The organism is Vibrio sp. THAF190c (genome assembly GCF_009363355.1).
Taxonomy (GTDB): domain Bacteria; phylum Pseudomonadota; class Gammaproteobacteria; order Enterobacterales; family Vibrionaceae; genus Vibrio; species Vibrio fortis_A.
In genome coordinates, this window is the sequence record NZ_CP045338.1 from 2,974,467 (window position 1) to 2,989,786 (window position 15,320).

Annotated in this window: 16 protein-coding genes; 8 read left to right on the forward strand and 8 right to left on the reverse strand. The window is 47.1% G+C overall.

What is annotated here, in order from left to right; all coding sequences use genetic code 11:
- Positions 1 to 89 precede the first annotated feature (89 nt).
- The gene (fkpA, locus tag FIV04_RS13500; protein ID WP_150869368.1) at positions 90 to 866 is read right to left on the reverse strand and encodes an FKBP-type peptidyl-prolyl cis-trans isomerase; all 777 of its coding nucleotides are present in this window, start codon (positions 864 to 866) and stop codon (positions 90 to 92) included.
- A 131-nt stretch (positions 867 to 997) separates the two neighbouring features.
- Here fkpA and FIV04_RS13505 point away from each other — a divergent pair, with 131 nt between their 5' ends.
- Together FIV04_RS13505 and FIV04_RS13510 are read left to right on the forward strand one after the other, a co-directional pair.
- The gene (locus tag FIV04_RS13505) at positions 998 to 1,975 is read left to right on the forward strand and encodes a WD40 repeat domain-containing protein (protein WP_152469370.1); all 978 of its coding nucleotides are present in this window, start codon (positions 998 to 1,000) and stop codon (positions 1,973 to 1,975) included.
- A 5-nt stretch (positions 1,976 to 1,980) separates the two neighbouring features.
- Positions 1,981 to 2,208, forward strand: coding sequence for a SlyX family protein (locus FIV04_RS13510; protein WP_032550040.1), 228 nt, complete (start codon positions 1,981 to 1,983; stop codon positions 2,206 to 2,208).
- Positions 2,209 to 2,318: 110 nt separating this feature from the next.
- On the opposite strand, the gene FIV04_RS13515 is transcribed toward FIV04_RS13510, so the two are convergent.
- The 5 genes from FIV04_RS13515 to kefG form a co-directional block, all read right to left on the reverse strand.
- The gene (locus tag FIV04_RS13515) at positions 2,319 to 3,284 is read right to left on the reverse strand and encodes an isoaspartyl peptidase/L-asparaginase family protein (RefSeq protein ID WP_152469371.1); all 966 of its coding nucleotides are present in this window, start codon (positions 3,282 to 3,284) and stop codon (positions 2,319 to 2,321) included.
- Positions 3,285 to 3,493: 209 nt separating this feature from the next.
- Positions 3,494 to 4,060, reverse strand: a complete 567-nt coding sequence (gene slyD, locus FIV04_RS13520; protein WP_032550038.1) for a peptidylprolyl isomerase — start codon at positions 4,058 to 4,060, stop codon at positions 3,494 to 3,496.
- A gap of 94 nt (positions 4,061 to 4,154) precedes the next feature.
- Complete coding sequence (locus FIV04_RS13525) at positions 4,155 to 4,355, reverse strand: YheV family putative zinc ribbon protein (RefSeq protein WP_032550037.1); 201 nt, start codon at positions 4,353 to 4,355, stop codon at positions 4,155 to 4,157.
- Positions 4,356 to 4,429: 74 nt separating this feature from the next.
- Entirely contained in the window at positions 4,430 to 6,226 is a 1,797-nt protein-coding gene (gene kefB, locus FIV04_RS13530; RefSeq protein WP_150869370.1) for a glutathione-regulated potassium-efflux system protein KefB, read from the reverse strand.
- Positions 6,226 to 6,813, reverse strand: coding sequence for a glutathione-regulated potassium-efflux system ancillary protein KefG (kefG, locus tag FIV04_RS13535; RefSeq protein ID WP_150869371.1), 588 nt, complete (start codon positions 6,811 to 6,813; stop codon positions 6,226 to 6,228). Before kefG ends, kefB begins: the two co-directional genes overlap by 1 nt.
- A 170-nt stretch (positions 6,814 to 6,983) precedes the next feature.
- On the opposite strand from kefG, the gene FIV04_RS13540 reads away from it, so the two are divergent.
- The 6 genes from FIV04_RS13540 (at position 6,984) to crp (ending at position 12,646) form a co-directional block, all read left to right on the forward strand.
- The gene (locus tag FIV04_RS13540; RefSeq protein WP_032550032.1) at positions 6,984 to 8,906 is read left to right on the forward strand and encodes an ABC transporter ATP-binding protein; all 1,923 of its coding nucleotides are present in this window, start codon (positions 6,984 to 6,986) and stop codon (positions 8,904 to 8,906) included.
- Complete coding sequence (locus FIV04_RS13545) at positions 8,903 to 9,391, forward strand: TIGR02444 family protein (RefSeq protein ID WP_152469372.1); 489 nt, start codon at positions 8,903 to 8,905, stop codon at positions 9,389 to 9,391. Before FIV04_RS13540 ends, FIV04_RS13545 begins: the two co-directional genes overlap by 4 nt.
- 154 nt (positions 9,392 to 9,545) lie before the next feature.
- The gene (locus tag FIV04_RS13550; RefSeq protein WP_152469373.1) at positions 9,546 to 10,523 is read left to right on the forward strand and encodes a hydrolase; all 978 of its coding nucleotides are present in this window, start codon (positions 9,546 to 9,548) and stop codon (positions 10,521 to 10,523) included.
- Positions 10,524 to 10,612: 89 nt separating this feature from the next.
- The gene (locus FIV04_RS13555; RefSeq protein WP_032550029.1) at positions 10,613 to 10,825 is read left to right on the forward strand and encodes a YheU family protein; all 213 of its coding nucleotides are present in this window, start codon (positions 10,613 to 10,615) and stop codon (positions 10,823 to 10,825) included.
- Positions 10,826 to 10,902: 77 nt separating this feature from the next.
- Positions 10,903 to 11,772 (forward strand): phosphoribulokinase, encoded by an 870-nt coding sequence (locus FIV04_RS13560; protein WP_032550028.1) that lies wholly within the window; start codon positions 10,903 to 10,905, stop codon positions 11,770 to 11,772.
- A gap of 241 nt (positions 11,773 to 12,013) precedes the next feature.
- The gene (gene crp, locus FIV04_RS13565) at positions 12,014 to 12,646 is read left to right on the forward strand and encodes a cAMP-activated global transcriptional regulator CRP (RefSeq protein WP_004410522.1); all 633 of its coding nucleotides are present in this window, start codon (positions 12,014 to 12,016) and stop codon (positions 12,644 to 12,646) included.
- A 205-nt stretch (positions 12,647 to 12,851) separates the two neighbouring features.
- On the opposite strand, the gene FIV04_RS13570 is transcribed toward crp, so the two are convergent.
- Both FIV04_RS13570 and astD read right to left on the reverse strand, forming a co-directional pair.
- Positions 12,852 to 13,643, reverse strand: coding sequence for a DUF1338 domain-containing protein (locus FIV04_RS13570; protein WP_150869374.1), 792 nt, complete (start codon positions 13,641 to 13,643; stop codon positions 12,852 to 12,854).
- A 207-nt stretch (positions 13,644 to 13,850) separates the two neighbouring features.
- Complete coding sequence (astD, locus tag FIV04_RS13575; protein ID WP_152469374.1) at positions 13,851 to 15,308, reverse strand: succinylglutamate-semialdehyde dehydrogenase; 1,458 nt, start codon at positions 15,306 to 15,308, stop codon at positions 13,851 to 13,853.
- Positions 15,309 to 15,320: the final 12 nt, after the last annotated feature.

Genomic DNA, 15,320 nt, shown 5'->3' on the forward strand with positions numbered 1-15,320 from the left:
TTTAGAACAAGTTAAAAAACCAATTACTCAAAATGACAGCATAAAAAAAGGCCTAACTGAGTTAGGCCTTAGAACACTTCGTGAAACGATTATTGTGCAGCTGTTTCTTCTGCATTATCAATCTTCAGTAGCTCAACTTCAAATACAAGCGTTGAGTTTGCTGGAATTGTTGGTGTGTCTTGCTCACCGTAAGCTAGCTCTGGCGGGATAACGAACTTGTACTTAGAGCCCACTTGCATTAGCTGTACGCCTTCCGTCCAACCCGGGATTACGCGGTTTAGTGGGAATGTTGCTGGTTCGCCACGATCGTAAGAGCTATCAAACTGAGTACCGTCAGTTAGTGTGCCTTTGTAATGTACTTGTACAGTGTCAGTGTCTTTTGGAGACTCACCTTCCGCTGCTGTCATTACTTGGTATAGTAGGCCAGAGTCAGTTTTTTGAACGCCTTCTGTTTTCTCAAACTCAGCACGGTAGTCTTCACCCGCTTTCTTAGTTGCTGCTGATTTCTCTGCAGCTTGAGCTTGCATTGTTTCTGCTACACGCTGATCAAGAGCTTCTAGTGCCGCGCGCGTCTCGTCTTCGTTTAGTGCAGTGTTACCTGCGAATACATCTTCGATACCTTTCAGTACCATCTCTTTGTCTAGGTTGATGCCCAGTTCGCTTGGCTTATCAATGCTTGTGCTTAGGTAGTTTGCAAATGAAACACCGATTGCGTAAGCCGCTTTGTCGTCTTCTGTTTTAAAGTTTACTGCTTCAACTTTCACTTCTTCGACTTGAGGAGCTTCTGCCTTTGGTTCTTCTTTCTGACAACCAACTGCTAGCATAACCGTCGCGGCAAGCAGTGATACTTTTAAAACTGATTTCATTGAATACTCCAATTAATGGCCAAGCCATTGGTTATTGTGCACAAATCTAATGATTAGATTGGTGTGAATACGTTAGTTATAACAATATACTAGTTCTATGTCTTCTGACACAAACCGGATTGTTAGACGTGATGCGAATATTTTTTCACTCATTACTATATGCAATTGTCATCACTCTGTTAAATGGATGTTTTTTCTTCCAAGAGGATGATCAACGTTGGGATATCGAACCCAGCGGTGCCACCAGCTTTGCGTTAAGCAGAGACGGTCGTTTTGCCCTGCTCTACTCCCAGCAGAAACACTTGCTGCTGTGGGATCTTGCAGAGAATCAAGAACTCGCCCAACTTGGAGAACAAGACCAAGAAAGCTCTCCTGTTACACGAATCAAAATCTCTGACAATGGTCGCTATGCGGTAACAGCCAGTCAGATGAACTTTGCCGTTTGGGACCTAACTTGGACGCAAGCCGAAGGGCTTTGGTCGATCTCTGACGGATTGATCCGCGATGTCGACATCTCCAGTAACGGCGAGAAAGTCCTACTCGGGTTATCAAACGGTAAAGCCATCTACGTGGACTTAGTCACTGGTCGCCGCTTAGAGTTCCTTGCTCACCGAGAAAAAGTCAATTCAGTGTCGCTCTCGTCCAATGGCCGCTATGCGCTTTCAGGTGGCAACGACTACAAAGCCTACCTTTGGGATACAGAAACAGGGCTGGTTTTACGTACCTTCGAGCACGAACAACGCGTTGTGCGAGTCGTACTCCAGCGGGATGGTGAACTGGCTTTTACCTCCGATGGTGGAAACCAAGCCATAGTTTGGGATCTTGAAACGGGTGAGCCACAAGCGGAGCTACAAAGCTGGTCGCGCCAACTGATCTTCTCAACCGCTCGCTTCTCTGATGATGGTCAGCAACTCGTCACAGGTACACCATCAAGCCAGGTTAGTATTTGGGATACGCAGACCGGCAAGCGCATCGCTCGCTACGAAGCGGAGCCGTTAAAAGATGCTCGCCCTCCTCGTGCGGTAGTGTATGATGCAGCCTTTGATAATCAGAGCCGTGTAATATCGGGAACATCAGCGGGCATTGCCCAAGCTTGGAACGTGGATTAAGAACGATGACAGAGAAGCTAGTTGAACAACTAGAGAGCCGAGTGAATGACCTTGAGTGTCAGCTGGCTTTCCAAGAGCAGACCATTGAAGAACTCAATGAGGCACTGAGCCAACAACAATTGCTGATCACTAAGATGCAAGACCAAATGAAATATGTTGTCGGTAAAGTTAAGAATATCGACGGCTCAAATCTGGCTGACGCATCAGAAGAGACGCCACCGCCACACTACTGATATTCAGATGTCGGCAGTGAGAGTTTCTGTGAATGCAAAAAGGGTGACCATAAGTCACCCTTTTTGTTTTATACAAATCAGTTAATACTCAACCCTGCCGATAAGTCAGTTTAATCATCGGCGTAGATTTTCACTTCTACGGCACCATCGACATCAACACTCGCACGATACATACCTGAGCTGTTCATGCCGAAGTGAATCTCACCTTGGCTATCAATGGCGATTAAGCCACCTTCTCCGCCCATCTCTTTCAATTCACCCTGAATGATATGTTCACAAGCTGTATGCACGTCTTCTTTCAAGTAACGCATACGCGCCGCCACATCACTGGCAACCATCTTACGCAAAAAGAACTCCCCCATTCCTGTGGTAGAAACAGCAACATTGCCATTCTCAGCAATGGTACCAGCACCTATGATGGGTGAATCGCCAACACGACCGTACTTCTTGTTCGTTACGCCACCGGTACTGGTCGCTGCAGCGAGATTACCCGCTTGATCTAATGCGACAGCACCTACCGTGCCGTACTTTTTATCATCTGGGTATTTGTTGGCTTGCTGTTCATCATATTTGGCCTCAGACAGTGCGAAGATACCTTTCTCTTTCATCGACTGCAGCTGATCGTAACGACGCTCGGTGAAGAAGTAATCTTGCTCAGTAAAGGTATAGTCATGTTCAAAGGCAAACTTCTCTGCCCCTTCACCAATCAGCAATACGTGATCGCTTTTCAACATCACATCACGAGCTAATTCGATCGGGTTTTTAATATGGCGAACACCAGCAATGGCACCCGCATCCATCTCTTTACCATGCATCACTGATGCATCCATCTCGACGAATTCATCATGAGTCAAAACCGAGCCTTTACCCGCATTGAAGTGTGGGCTGTCCTCCATCACTTTAACAGCGGCCACAACCGCATCTAGCGCATCACCACCCGATTTTAGAATTTGATGCCCTGCCAATACGGACTTTTCTAAGGCTTCAACGATGCCAGCTTTGAGCTCATCACTCATCTGCTCTCGTAAAATCGTCCCAGCGCCACCATGTATCGCGATAGAAAAAGGGTGTGACATAGATGCTCTCCATTTGCCTGTCTTGGTCTTTTGCTTACCAATACCATATTCATCAAGCTGTGTCTGGTAAAGGCGAATAATTTAGGTCAGCCAGATCGAAGAGTCTGTCTCAAAAGTAACGACGTAAACCCGCATCGACAACGCCCATACAGTAGATACAAAAAAGCCTCCACGAGGGAGGCTTTCTATATTCAGCTTGGGTTCACTAATTAGTGAGAACCACAGCCACCGCCACCGCAGCAGCCTTCTTTTTTCTCTTCACCGTGGTCGTGACCTTCGCCACCACAGCAGCCGCCTTCATGGTCGTGACCTGCTTGGTGAATGTGACCGTGTTGAATCTCTTCTTCAGTCGCTTCACGAACCGCTACAACTTCAACGTCGAACGTTAGAGTTTGGCCAGCTAGCATGTGGTTGCCGTCTACAACAACTTCGTCGCCGTCAACTTCAGTCACTTCTACTGGGATTGGGCCTTGGTCTGTGTCAGCTAGGAAACGCATACCAACTTCGATCTGCTCAACACCTTGGAATACGTCTGCTGGTACACGTTGAACAAGTGCATCGTTGTGCTCGCCGTATGCTTCTTCAGGTGCAACTGTTGCAGAGAATTTGTCGCCTGCAACTTTACCTTCAAGCTCTTTTTCAAGACCTGTGATTAGGTTGTTATGACCGTGAAGGTAATCTAGTGGAGCTTCTGCAGTTGATTGGTCAACTACTACGCCATCTTCAAGTTTCACTTGATATGCAACACTAACTACTACGTTCTTTTCAATTTTCATGAGAGCTCCAAGGAGGTTTGGACTAAGCTCCAACAATTGAGCTTAGGAAAAATTCTGTACCGGGATATTATGGGGATCAATTAACGAAACTCAATCATTCCGGCTTAAAAATACCGATCATTTCTTGATTAGCGTGTTCAGATTTCTCTACAGTTTTCGGTTTACGTTGCTCTGTAAAGTCACAATCAACACACTCAACCAGCTCAATATTGTTCTCTACCCACCAGCGCAGAGTATCTTGAGAGTTGCAGCTTGGGCAGCTAGCGCCAGCAATAAAGCGTTTTTTCTGTTTCACGTTATCTATCCTTTACAACTTGGATGCGTGCCATTTAACCATGGCTGTTATCTTATAATTTTATCGGCAGTAGCTTACTGCCAGTAGTTTCGAGATTGATGATCATTTTCCATCTCATGCCCGAAAATCTCTTCCAACTCTTTGCGAGCCTCTTTGGCCCTTTGTGCTAATTCAGCGTCTTCACTGTGCTGAGGAAGCAGGTCTTTTAGCATCGCATTATCAAGTTTGCGGAAATGCGCCTCAGCACGTTTCGCTTTGTATGGGTGCATGCCGAGTTCGGTCAGGGCTTGTCTACCCAAGTCTAACGCCCCTAAGAAGGTTTCACGAGAGTAGTTGGTCACACCATGGTTCAATAGTTGGTAAGCTTCAACACGGCTTCGAGCACGCGCCAAGATTTTTAGGCGTGGGAAGTGCTGACGACACAGATCGACCGTTTTCATGATCTCATCTGGTGAGTCAGTACAAAGAATAATAGCTTCGGCTTTGTCGGCGCCCGCGGCACGCAAGAGTTCTAGATGCGTCGAGTCGCCGTAAAACACTTTATAACCAAACTTACGCAAAATATGGATTTGGCTCGCGTCGCTCTCAAGAATAGTGATACGAATCTTATTGGCATACATCAAGCGCCCAATGATCTGACCGAAGCGACCAAAGCCAGCAATGATCACGCGTGGGCTACGATCCACTACGTCAGAAGACATCGCATTCTCACTGATTTGATTCAACTGACGTGCAAAGAACTTATCTTGCAATTTAAGCATCAGTGGCGTGGTGACCATCGATAGGCTCACAACAACTAATAGGAAAGAGACTTGCTCCATACTCAAGATGCCTTGAGCGCTCGCTGCCGTGAAGATAACGAAAGCAAACTCACCACCTTGGCTTAAGATCATCGCCATACGGCTACGCGCCTTCGCTTGGGTGCCAAAAATACGAGCCAGTGCATAAAGCACAAGACCTTTCATCACAACCAGTGCAGACACCGCCATCAAGATTGCAAACGGACTTTCAGCAAGCAGACCTAGGTTTACCGCCATGCCCACAGAGATAAAGAACAGACCTAAGAGCAGCCCTTTAAACGGTTCAATCGCAATCTCTAGCTCGTGGCGGTATTCACTCTCAGCCAGTAGAACGCCCGCTAAGAAAGTACCAAGTGCCATCGACAATCCAATCTGCTGCATGATCACCGCAATACCAATTACCAGCAGTAGCGCTGCAACGGTAAACAGTTCACGAACACCGCTCAATACTACGTAGCGAAACAACGGACGAAGTAGGAAGTGACCACCGACCAACAAACCGACGACACCAGCCAGCATCCACAACATGTCTGCCCAACTACCACCGGTATTACCCGCGAGCAATGGTAGCAGCGCCAGCATTGGGATCACCGCAATATCTTGGAACAGCAATACTGCAAAGCCTGACTGCCCGGCCTCCTTGCCGCTCAGCTCACGCTCTTCAATAACGCGCAGCGCAATCGCGGTTGATGAGAGTGCCAGCCCCATACCGATAACCAAACTGGTCTGCCAACTCAAACCAAAGAGACACGCTACCCCTGTGATCAGTAGCGTTGTAATAACCACCTGAGCGCCACCGAGGCCTAATATGGGCCCCCGCATGGTCCAGAGTTTTTTGGGATTAAGTTCGAGACCAATGAGAAAGAGCAGCAGCACCACCCCGAATTCGGAGAAATGGAGAATCGCTTCAACGTCGCTGATTAACCCTAGTCCCCAAGGGCCAATCGCCACGCCCGCCAAGAGGTAACCAAGTACAGAGCCTAGTCCAGCACGCTGAGCAATCGGCACCGCGACGACGGCAGCCGATAGGAAAATCACACTGCTTTGGAGGAATTCATTGGTTAATGCCATTACTGCGCCTCCCTGTGCTGCTGTTCAAGAAGTTGCAATGGTTCTCTCAACCAATTTCGGTACGACTCGGCGTGTTGATAACGGGTCATGTCTGATACATTTCGAGCCCAGTGCAGAACCAGAGGCTCTAGCCAGTGCATTTGACACAGGGCTGCCGTCAGCTCAAAGGGTTGCAAGATCTCTTGTAGTGGATATTTATTATAGCCCGAAGCACCAAATGCCTCCTCTTTACCACCTGTCGTGATCACACTGCGCCAGTACTTACCTTTCAATGCACTTTGATCACCAAACGCAAAACCTTTACCTAGTACGCGATCAAACCACTCTTTGAGTAACGCAGGGCAAGAGTACATAAACAGAGGGTGTTGGAAGACGATGATGTCATGTTCAAGAAGCAGTTCATGCTCAAACGGAACATCAATAAAGAAGTCCGGATAAGCCGCATAGAGATCATGAATTTTAACATGACCGAGCGACTCTATTTTTTTCAGCATCACTTGATTAGCAATTGAGGTTTGAGGCTCTGGGTGAGCAAAAATCACCAAGACCTTGGGTACTGTGTTATTTGTAGATAACAAATCACTCATTCCTTTGAAACATTCCTTACAGGGCAAACGGTGGCAATGCCAAGAAAATTCTAACAAAAGTTATTAATATGTTATTGGCATCATAACCCAATTTGCATTGTGATCGACTTTTATCTGGTTTCCGCCTACTATGCAGGCGTCTGTTCACCTCTTAATTCTTTGCGATTTCTATGATTACTTTCTCGGATATTCAACTACTGCGCGGCGGTAAACCTCTGCTTGACCAAGCATCTGCGACTCTACACCCTGGCGACAAGGTGGGTTTAGTTGGTAAAAACGGTTGTGGTAAGTCCACACTGTTCGCTCTTATCAAAGACGAACTATCGATTGATGCAGGGTCATTCAGTAAGCCAGCACACTGGGAGCTGGCATGGGTAGCTCAAGAAACGCCAGCGCTCGAGAGAACCGCAATTGAATATGTGATTGACGGTGATCGTGAATATCGTGGTTTAGAAGAGCAGCTGCTGAAAGCAGAACAAGCGGATAACGGTACACTGGTAGCAGAGATTCACGGCAAGATAGAAACCATTGGTGGCTACAGTATCAAAGCAAGAGCTGCAGAACTACTGGACGGCTTAGGCTTTAGCCAAGACCAGATGAGTTGGAACCTGACTCAGTTTTCTGGTGGTTGGCGTATGCGTCTGAACTTAGCGCAGGCTCTATTGTGTCGCAGTGACCTACTGCTACTCGATGAACCGACCAACCACTTGGACTTAGATGCCGTAATGTGGCTAGAACGTTGGCTACAAACCTACCCTGGCACACTTATCCTAATTTCGCACGATAGGGACTTCCTAGACCCTATCGTCAATCGCATCGTTCACGTTGAGAACCAAAAGCTTAATGAGTACACGGGTAACTACTCATCGTTCGAGAATCAGCGCGCTCAGAAGTTAGTGCTGCAACAAGCAATGTACCAGAAGCAACAAAAGCAGATGGCGCACATGCAGAGCTACATCGACCGCTTCCGCTACAAAGCTTCAAAAGCACGCCAAGCACAAAGCCGTATCAAGGCGCTCGAAAAGATGGAGCAAGTATTACCGGCTCAGTTCGATAACCCATTCAGTTTCGAATTTAGAGAGCCTGACGCACTGCCAAACCCTATTTTGATGATGGATGAAGTATCAGCAGGCTACGGCGATAATCTGATCCTCGAGAAGATCCGCTTGAACCTTGTTCCAGGGAGCCGCATTGGTCTACTCGGTCGCAACGGTGCGGGTAAATCGACGTTGATCAAGCTGCTTTCTGGTGAGCTGAAGCAACAAGCCGGTGAGCTGAGCTACTCGCAAGGTGTCAAGATTGGTTACTTCGCACAGCATCAATTAGAAACCTTGCACCCGGAAGAGACGCCACTGCAACATATGATGCAGATTGCGCCAAAGCATACAGAGCAACAACTGCGTGATTACCTAGGTAGCTTTGGTTTCCAAGGAGATAAAGCGCTAGATAAGGTCGCCCCTTTCTCTGGTGGCGAAAAAGCACGTCTCGTACTGGCTCTGCTGGTTTGGCAGAAACCGAACCTATTGCTACTCGATGAACCAACCAACCACCTAGACTTAGACATGCGCCAAGCATTAACAATGGCGTTGCAAACGTTCGAGGGGGCAATGGTGATTGTATCGCACGATAGATACCTGCTGCGTGCAACAACCGATGATTTATACCTAGTGCATGACCGTCAGGTCGCGCCTTTCGACGGTGATCTAAACGACTATTACAAATGGCTCACTGACCAGCAAAAAATCGAGCGTAAAGAGGCACAGGCGCAGGCACCAGCTAAAGATGGCACCAACAGTGCTGCAGCCAAAAAAGAGCAGAAACGCCGTGAGGCAGAATTCAGAAAACTAACGGCTCCGCTGCGCAAAAAACTGACCCAGTTCGAGAAACAAATGGATAAGTTCACAGCGGATCTAGAGGAAGCTGAACAGCAATTGTCTGACACTTCGCTGTATGAAGCCGAAAATAAAGCTAAACTTAACCAAGTACTCGCACTACAAGCCACCAGCAAGTCTCAACTTGAAGAGGTTGAAATGGAGTGGATGTCTGTTCAAGAAGAGCTTGAGCAGATGGAACAGGATATGGAAAATTTATGAGTTCAGAGCATGCACCGACAACGCTGACGCTAGAGAGACTTTGGCAATTTAGCCTTAGTTATTACAGTGCTCGCGGCGTTAAAGATGCATGCCTGACTCTGCAGAACCAATATCATGGTAACGTAAACCTACTGCTGCTCCTCAAATGGTTAGACGAGCAGCAACTTGCTTTCGAAGAGACCGAATGGCACCACATACAGCAATGTTTAAGTCGCTCGGAATCACTACTACTCAGCTACCGTGAATTGCGTAAACATCTCAAGCCTCACGTGGTCGACTCATTGTATCGTGAAGCGCTGCAGTTCGAACTTCAACTCGAAAAACAGCAACAGTCAGATCTGGTTGACTGTATCAATCGCCTTCCCCTGACAACAAGCACAGATACACCGCTGGTGTTGCAGTACTGCCGCTTACTCTCTGCCGAATCGCTGTATGAGTTCTTTTCAGAACCATTATCCCCTCAAGAACAAACAGCAACCAACTGAACATCTCTATAGTCACTTACGTTTCAATGCATTAGCTACGTCAATTCTTGGTCAACACTCATCACTCACCACTTGCACACAGCGTCAAGATCGACCAAGCTCAAAGAGAAACGCGAGTGATATCTCAGCCCCAGAGAATGATGGAACCTCTACTATGACAATTTTTACCGCTGCGACTGGCCTATCTAACCCCCACCTTCAGACTTTGGTCCCTAGGTTTATTCGTAAGCAGGCGCTGTTCCACCCTCACTGGCAAACACTTGAAACGCCTGATCATGATTTTCTCGATTTAGCGTGGAGCGAAGACCCAAACAACGAAGGTCTCGATCGTAAACCAATCTTCGTGCTTTTTCATGGCCTTGAGGGCAGCTTTGAAAGCCCCTATGCCAACGGTCTTATGAACGCTTTTGCCGAAGATGGATGGTTATCAGTAATGATGCATTTTCGTGGCTGCAGCGGTAAACCCAATCGCCTAGCTCGCGCGTATCACTCCGGTGAAGTAGAAGATGCACGCTTTTTCTTAAGAAACCTGCATGCTCAGTTCCCTAATAACCCTAAGGTAGCCGTCGGTATCTCTTTAGGCGGTAACATGTTGGCTAACTATCTGGCTGAATACGCTGATGACCCTTTGTTGTCTGCGGCAACTATTGTTTCAGCACCATTTGATCTTGCCAGTTGCTCGAGTCGAATCGAAAAAGGGTTCTCTAAGGTCTACAAGAAGTACTTGTTGAACTCACTTAAATCCAACGCGCTTAAGAAAGAGAAGTTGCTTTCAGAAAAATTAGGCATCACTGCAGACACGATCAAGAAGATCGAGAAGCTGTATGAGTTCGATGATTTGATCACGGCGCCTCTGCATGGCTTTAAGAATGCGCAAGATTACTACGCGCAATGCTCCGCATTACCAAAGCTTAATCGCATTAAGCTTCCTACGCAGATCATTCATGCCAAAGACGATCCTTTCATGACCGATGATGTGATTCCGAAATTCATTCTGCCGGATAACATAGATTACCGACTGTTCCAGAAGGGTGGACACGTTGGCTTCATTACTGGTAGCACCTTCAACCCTAAGTTTTGGTTGGAAGAGGCACTGCCTGCCTACTATGAAAGTATTCAGGATTCGGCATAATAGCGCCACATTGAACTCGGTATTCAAACACTGAGCCAAACGTTAGTAACCTTTAAACATACTCATGAACATAAAAGAGAGATGTATTTATGATCATTCCATGGCAAGACATCGCCCCTGAAACTCTAGAAAACCTCATCAAGGAGTTCGTGCTCAGAGAAGGTACCGATTACGGCGATGTTGAGATCTCACTGCAATCAAAAATCGACCAAGTAAAGCAGCAGCTGCAATCTGGGGAAGCGAGCATCGTTTTTTCTGAACTGCACGAAACTGTCGATATCCAACTCACTAAACGCTTCTAGGCTGCCATAAAAAAATAGCCGTGTTATAGTGGAAAACGATTGCTAACAAGTAAGTTATTCTAACGACAAGGGTTGTCATGTCCGCTAAACATCCAATTATTGCGGTTACGGGTTCTTCAGGAGCCGGTACCACCACTACCTCAGAAGCCTTCCGAAAAATGTTCAACATGATGGATGTGAAGGCGGCTTGGGTTGAAGGCGATAGTTTCCACCGCTTTACTCGTCCAGAAATGGATGTCGAGATCCGAAAGGCTCGAGAGCAAGGCAAGCACATCAGTTACTTTGGCCCGCAAGCCAACGACTTTGGTGCGCTTGAAGAGTTCTTCCGTCAGTATGGTAACGAGGGGACTGGGCAAGTCAGACGCTACCTGCACACCTTTGATGAGGCGGTGCCTTACAATCAAATGCCGGGCACTTTTACCCCATGGCAAGAGATTCCAGAAAACTCTGATGTGATGTTTTACGAAGGTTTACATGGTGGGGTTGTTGATGGTGATGTGAACGTATCGCAACACGTTGACCTGCTGATTGGCATGGTACCCATCGTTAACCTAGAGTGGATTCAAAAATTCGTCCGAGATACACGTGATCGCGGGCATTCACGTGAAGCGGTAATGGACTCTATTGTTCGTTCAATGGACGACTATCTCAACTACATTACCCCACAGTTTTCACGTACCCATATCAATTTTCAGCGAGTACCGACCGTTGATACCTCTAACCCACTTAATGCAAAGGGCATCCCTAGCCTTGACGAAAGTTTCGTAGTTATTCGTTTGCGTGGTATCAAAAACGTCGATTTCCCGTACTTACTCGCTATGATTGATGGCTCATTTATGTCTCGTCACAATACACTTGTTGTGCCAGGCGGGAAAATGAGCTTTGCTATGGAGCTCATCGTAAGACCAATCTTACAGCAGCTCATTGAAACGGGAAAAATTGGCTAACGGAACAGCATTCCGGTTGATTACTTTTCATACCGTGATCATGTGCACAATTTTGCGTAAAAAATCGTAGCTTGGTCACGATTAAAATCAAGAAATAGTGACTGAAAAAGGATACTATTCTTAACCGAAACACAAGATAGCTTGCAGCACAGAACAAGTGCTCTTATCCTAAGAAGTCAAATTCAGGCTTAGCTAAAATATGGAAAGCGGCAAGCATACCCTGCAGAGGAAGTGAGATATTATGGTTCTAGGTAAACCTCAAACCGATCCAACATTAGAGTGGTTCCTTTCACACTGTCATATTCATAAGTACCCTTCAAAGAGTACTCTGATTCACGCTGGTGAAAAGGCAGAGACCCTGTACTACATCGTTAAGGGTTCTGTGGCAGTTCTTATCAAAGACGAAGAAGGTAAGGAAATGATTCTTTCTTACCTAAACCAAGGCGACTTTATCGGCGAACTTGGTCTATTCGAAGAAGACCAAGAGCGTACTGCATGGGTTCGTGCAAAATCTCCTTGTGAAGTTGCAGAGATTTCTTTCAAGAAATTCCGTCAACTTATCCAAGTGAACCCAGACATCCTGATGCGTCTTTCTGCGCAAATGGCTAGCCGTCTGCAAGTAACCAGCCAAAAAGTTGGTGACTTAGCGTTCCTTGACGTTACTGGTCGTATCGCACAAACGCTACTAAACCTAGCGAAACAACCTGATGCGATGACTCACCCAGACGGCATGCAAATCAAGATCACTCGTCAAGAGATCGGTCAGATTGTTGGCTGTTCACGTGAGACTGTTGGTCGTATCTTGAAGATGCTAGAAGAGCAAAACCTAATTTCTGCTCACGGTAAAACTATCGTTGTTTACGGTACTCGTTAATCTCGATTAACTGAGCAAAAATTCAAAAGCCACCAAATGCGAATTTGGTGGCTTTTTCTTTATCGATAGAAGATACGAGATGCGAGATGCGAGATGCGAGATGCGAGATGCGAGATGCGAAAAGAACTCACAGAGTCCTATTTGTAAACTGTCTCGAAGAGAAATGTATCGCACCTCTAGGGCAACCCAGTGCTCGTATCTTTCTTTAACCGTTGGTGCTCTCGAAGATCTTGTCGGCCGATGCTGCAACAAAACCTGTGTAAAGCTCGCCATTAGCCATTGGGTAGCGCTTAGCAAACTCATAGAAGCCGCCAGGAACTAACTCCGCGCCCTCAGAGAATTCAACCTTCACTTTATCCGCCATTGTTGATGATTGCTCTAGCAGAACCTCTGGAGAACCTTTCACTTGACCGCCAACACTATTGATCGTAAAGCCAGACTCACTCAGGTGATCATTCACGGCTTGGACTTCAGTGAACTCATTTAGCTGGTTCACGCTCACGGTAAAGTGGTTAGCACCGTAACCATGCGCGGCCAACCAAGACGCGTATTCGCTCTCTGTCGCCAATTGTTTGTAATCTTGGAAATCCAAGTCCCAAAGACGACCGCCATATAGGAAGTCTTGCCCTTCTAACTTGCTTGCATCCACTTGCGCAACCAACTTAGCAACGATCGCTTGTAGCTCTGCAGAACACTCTTCCACTTTCAGTTCACTAATGAACACTTTTGGTTGCGTTGGATCTGGGTGTTCAAAGTGCTTAGCCACGAGTTTCTTACTTTCAAACAGGTAGTCACCACACGCTTTGTAACCAAGTGCTAAGAAAGGTTTAGCAAGCGTATCAATCCCCAAAGGCGCAACATTAAACGTACGCAGCGCGATGTGATCATTGATAAGGTCTTCCTCTTCTTTCAACAGCTGATGTACCTTCTCAGCAGATGGGCAGAGGCGTTCGATGTAGTCATCCCATAGGGATTTGAACAGTAGATCGGGTGTCATGGTGACTCCTTGTCGGGTTCTAGCAAGCTAGAGAGTTGGATTAGAAAGAGTGTGGCTGCGACGAGGCGTCAGCAGCCATCAGCTTGTGACATACTTATTTTATAGTTATATCTCGCAAGGTCAGACGCCTTGCGAGTAATCCAAAGGAGGCCAAACTTCCCTGCCTCCAATTGATGATTTACGTTGTTAGTGGCGATTGATTGCTTTCTACAATTCGATACCCGGGCTAAAGGTCGCTGGAAGTTGCGTTTCACCGCCTTCCATCGATGCCATTGGGTATGCACAGTAGTCCGCTGCGTAGTAAGCACTCGGGCGTAGGTTGCCCGAAGCACCTGGGCCACCAAATGGTGCGTCACCACTTGCGCCTGTTAGCTGACGATTGCGGTTAACAATACCTGCACGGATATGATCAACGAAGTATTCCCACTCAGAGTCGTCTGTTGATACAAGACCTGCAGACAAACCAAAACGTGTATCGTTCGCCAATTCAACCGCTTGCTCTAGTGACTCATAACGAACAACCTGCAGCAGTGGGCCGAAGTACTCTTCGTCTGGCAACTCTGCAATGTTAGTTGCATCGATGATGCCCGGAGTGACGAATGCAGCTTCACCAGCTTTCGCTTCAACTAGGCTTACACCGCCTAAAGATTGCAGGTTTGCTTGCGCATCTAGAATGAACTTAGCCGCTGCTTCTGAAATTTGTGGCCCCATGAAAGGAGCAGGCTCAGCGAAAGGTTGGTCTACACGAATCTTCTTGGTTGCTGCTACTAGGCTATCGAGCAGCTGATCACCCTTCTCGCCCACTGGAACATACAGACGACGCGCACAAGTACAACGTTGACCCGCACTGATAAAGGCTGATTGGATAATGGTGTATACCGTAGCATCGACATCACCATAGTGCTCACTGATCACCATAGGGTTGTTACCACCCATTTCTAGTGCCAGCATCTTGCCTGGTTGACCGGCAAACTGACGGTGTAGTATATGTCCCGTGTTAGCACTACCCGTAAATAGCACACCATCTAGGCCTTTAGCATCCGCTAGAGCAATGCCTGTCTCTTTAGCGCCTTGAACAAGGTTAATGACACCAGCAGGTAGGCCAGCTTCTTGCCAAAGCTTCATCGCGAACTCACCTGTCCACGGTGTCTGCTCCGATGGTTTGAATACAATCGTATTGCCCGATAGCAATGCAGGAACGATATGACCATTAGGCAGGTGACCCGGAAAGTTGTAAGGTCCAAATACTGCCATTACACCTAGAGGGCGATGACGCAGAACGATCTGGTTACCTGCAGCTTCACGTGATGATTCACCAGTACGGTCGTGATATGCACGAATTGAGATAGCAATCTTACCCGCCATCGCACCCGCTTCAGTGCGAGTCTCCCAGATTGGTTTACCCGTTTCTTTAGCGATGATTTGTGCGATTTCTTCGCTGTTCTCTTTCACTTTTTCCGCAAACTTAAGCACAATCGCTTCACGCTCAGCAAAGCTAAGTTTCTTCCAAGTTAGGAACGCTTCGCGCGCCGCAGCTACCGCTGATTCAACTTGATCAGGTGTCGCACTGTCGCCTTTCCACACTACTTGGTTGTCGTATGGGCTAACTGATGTCATCGCTTCGCCTTGACCGGCTACCCATTGCCCTGCAATCCACTGAGTCATACTTCTATCCTT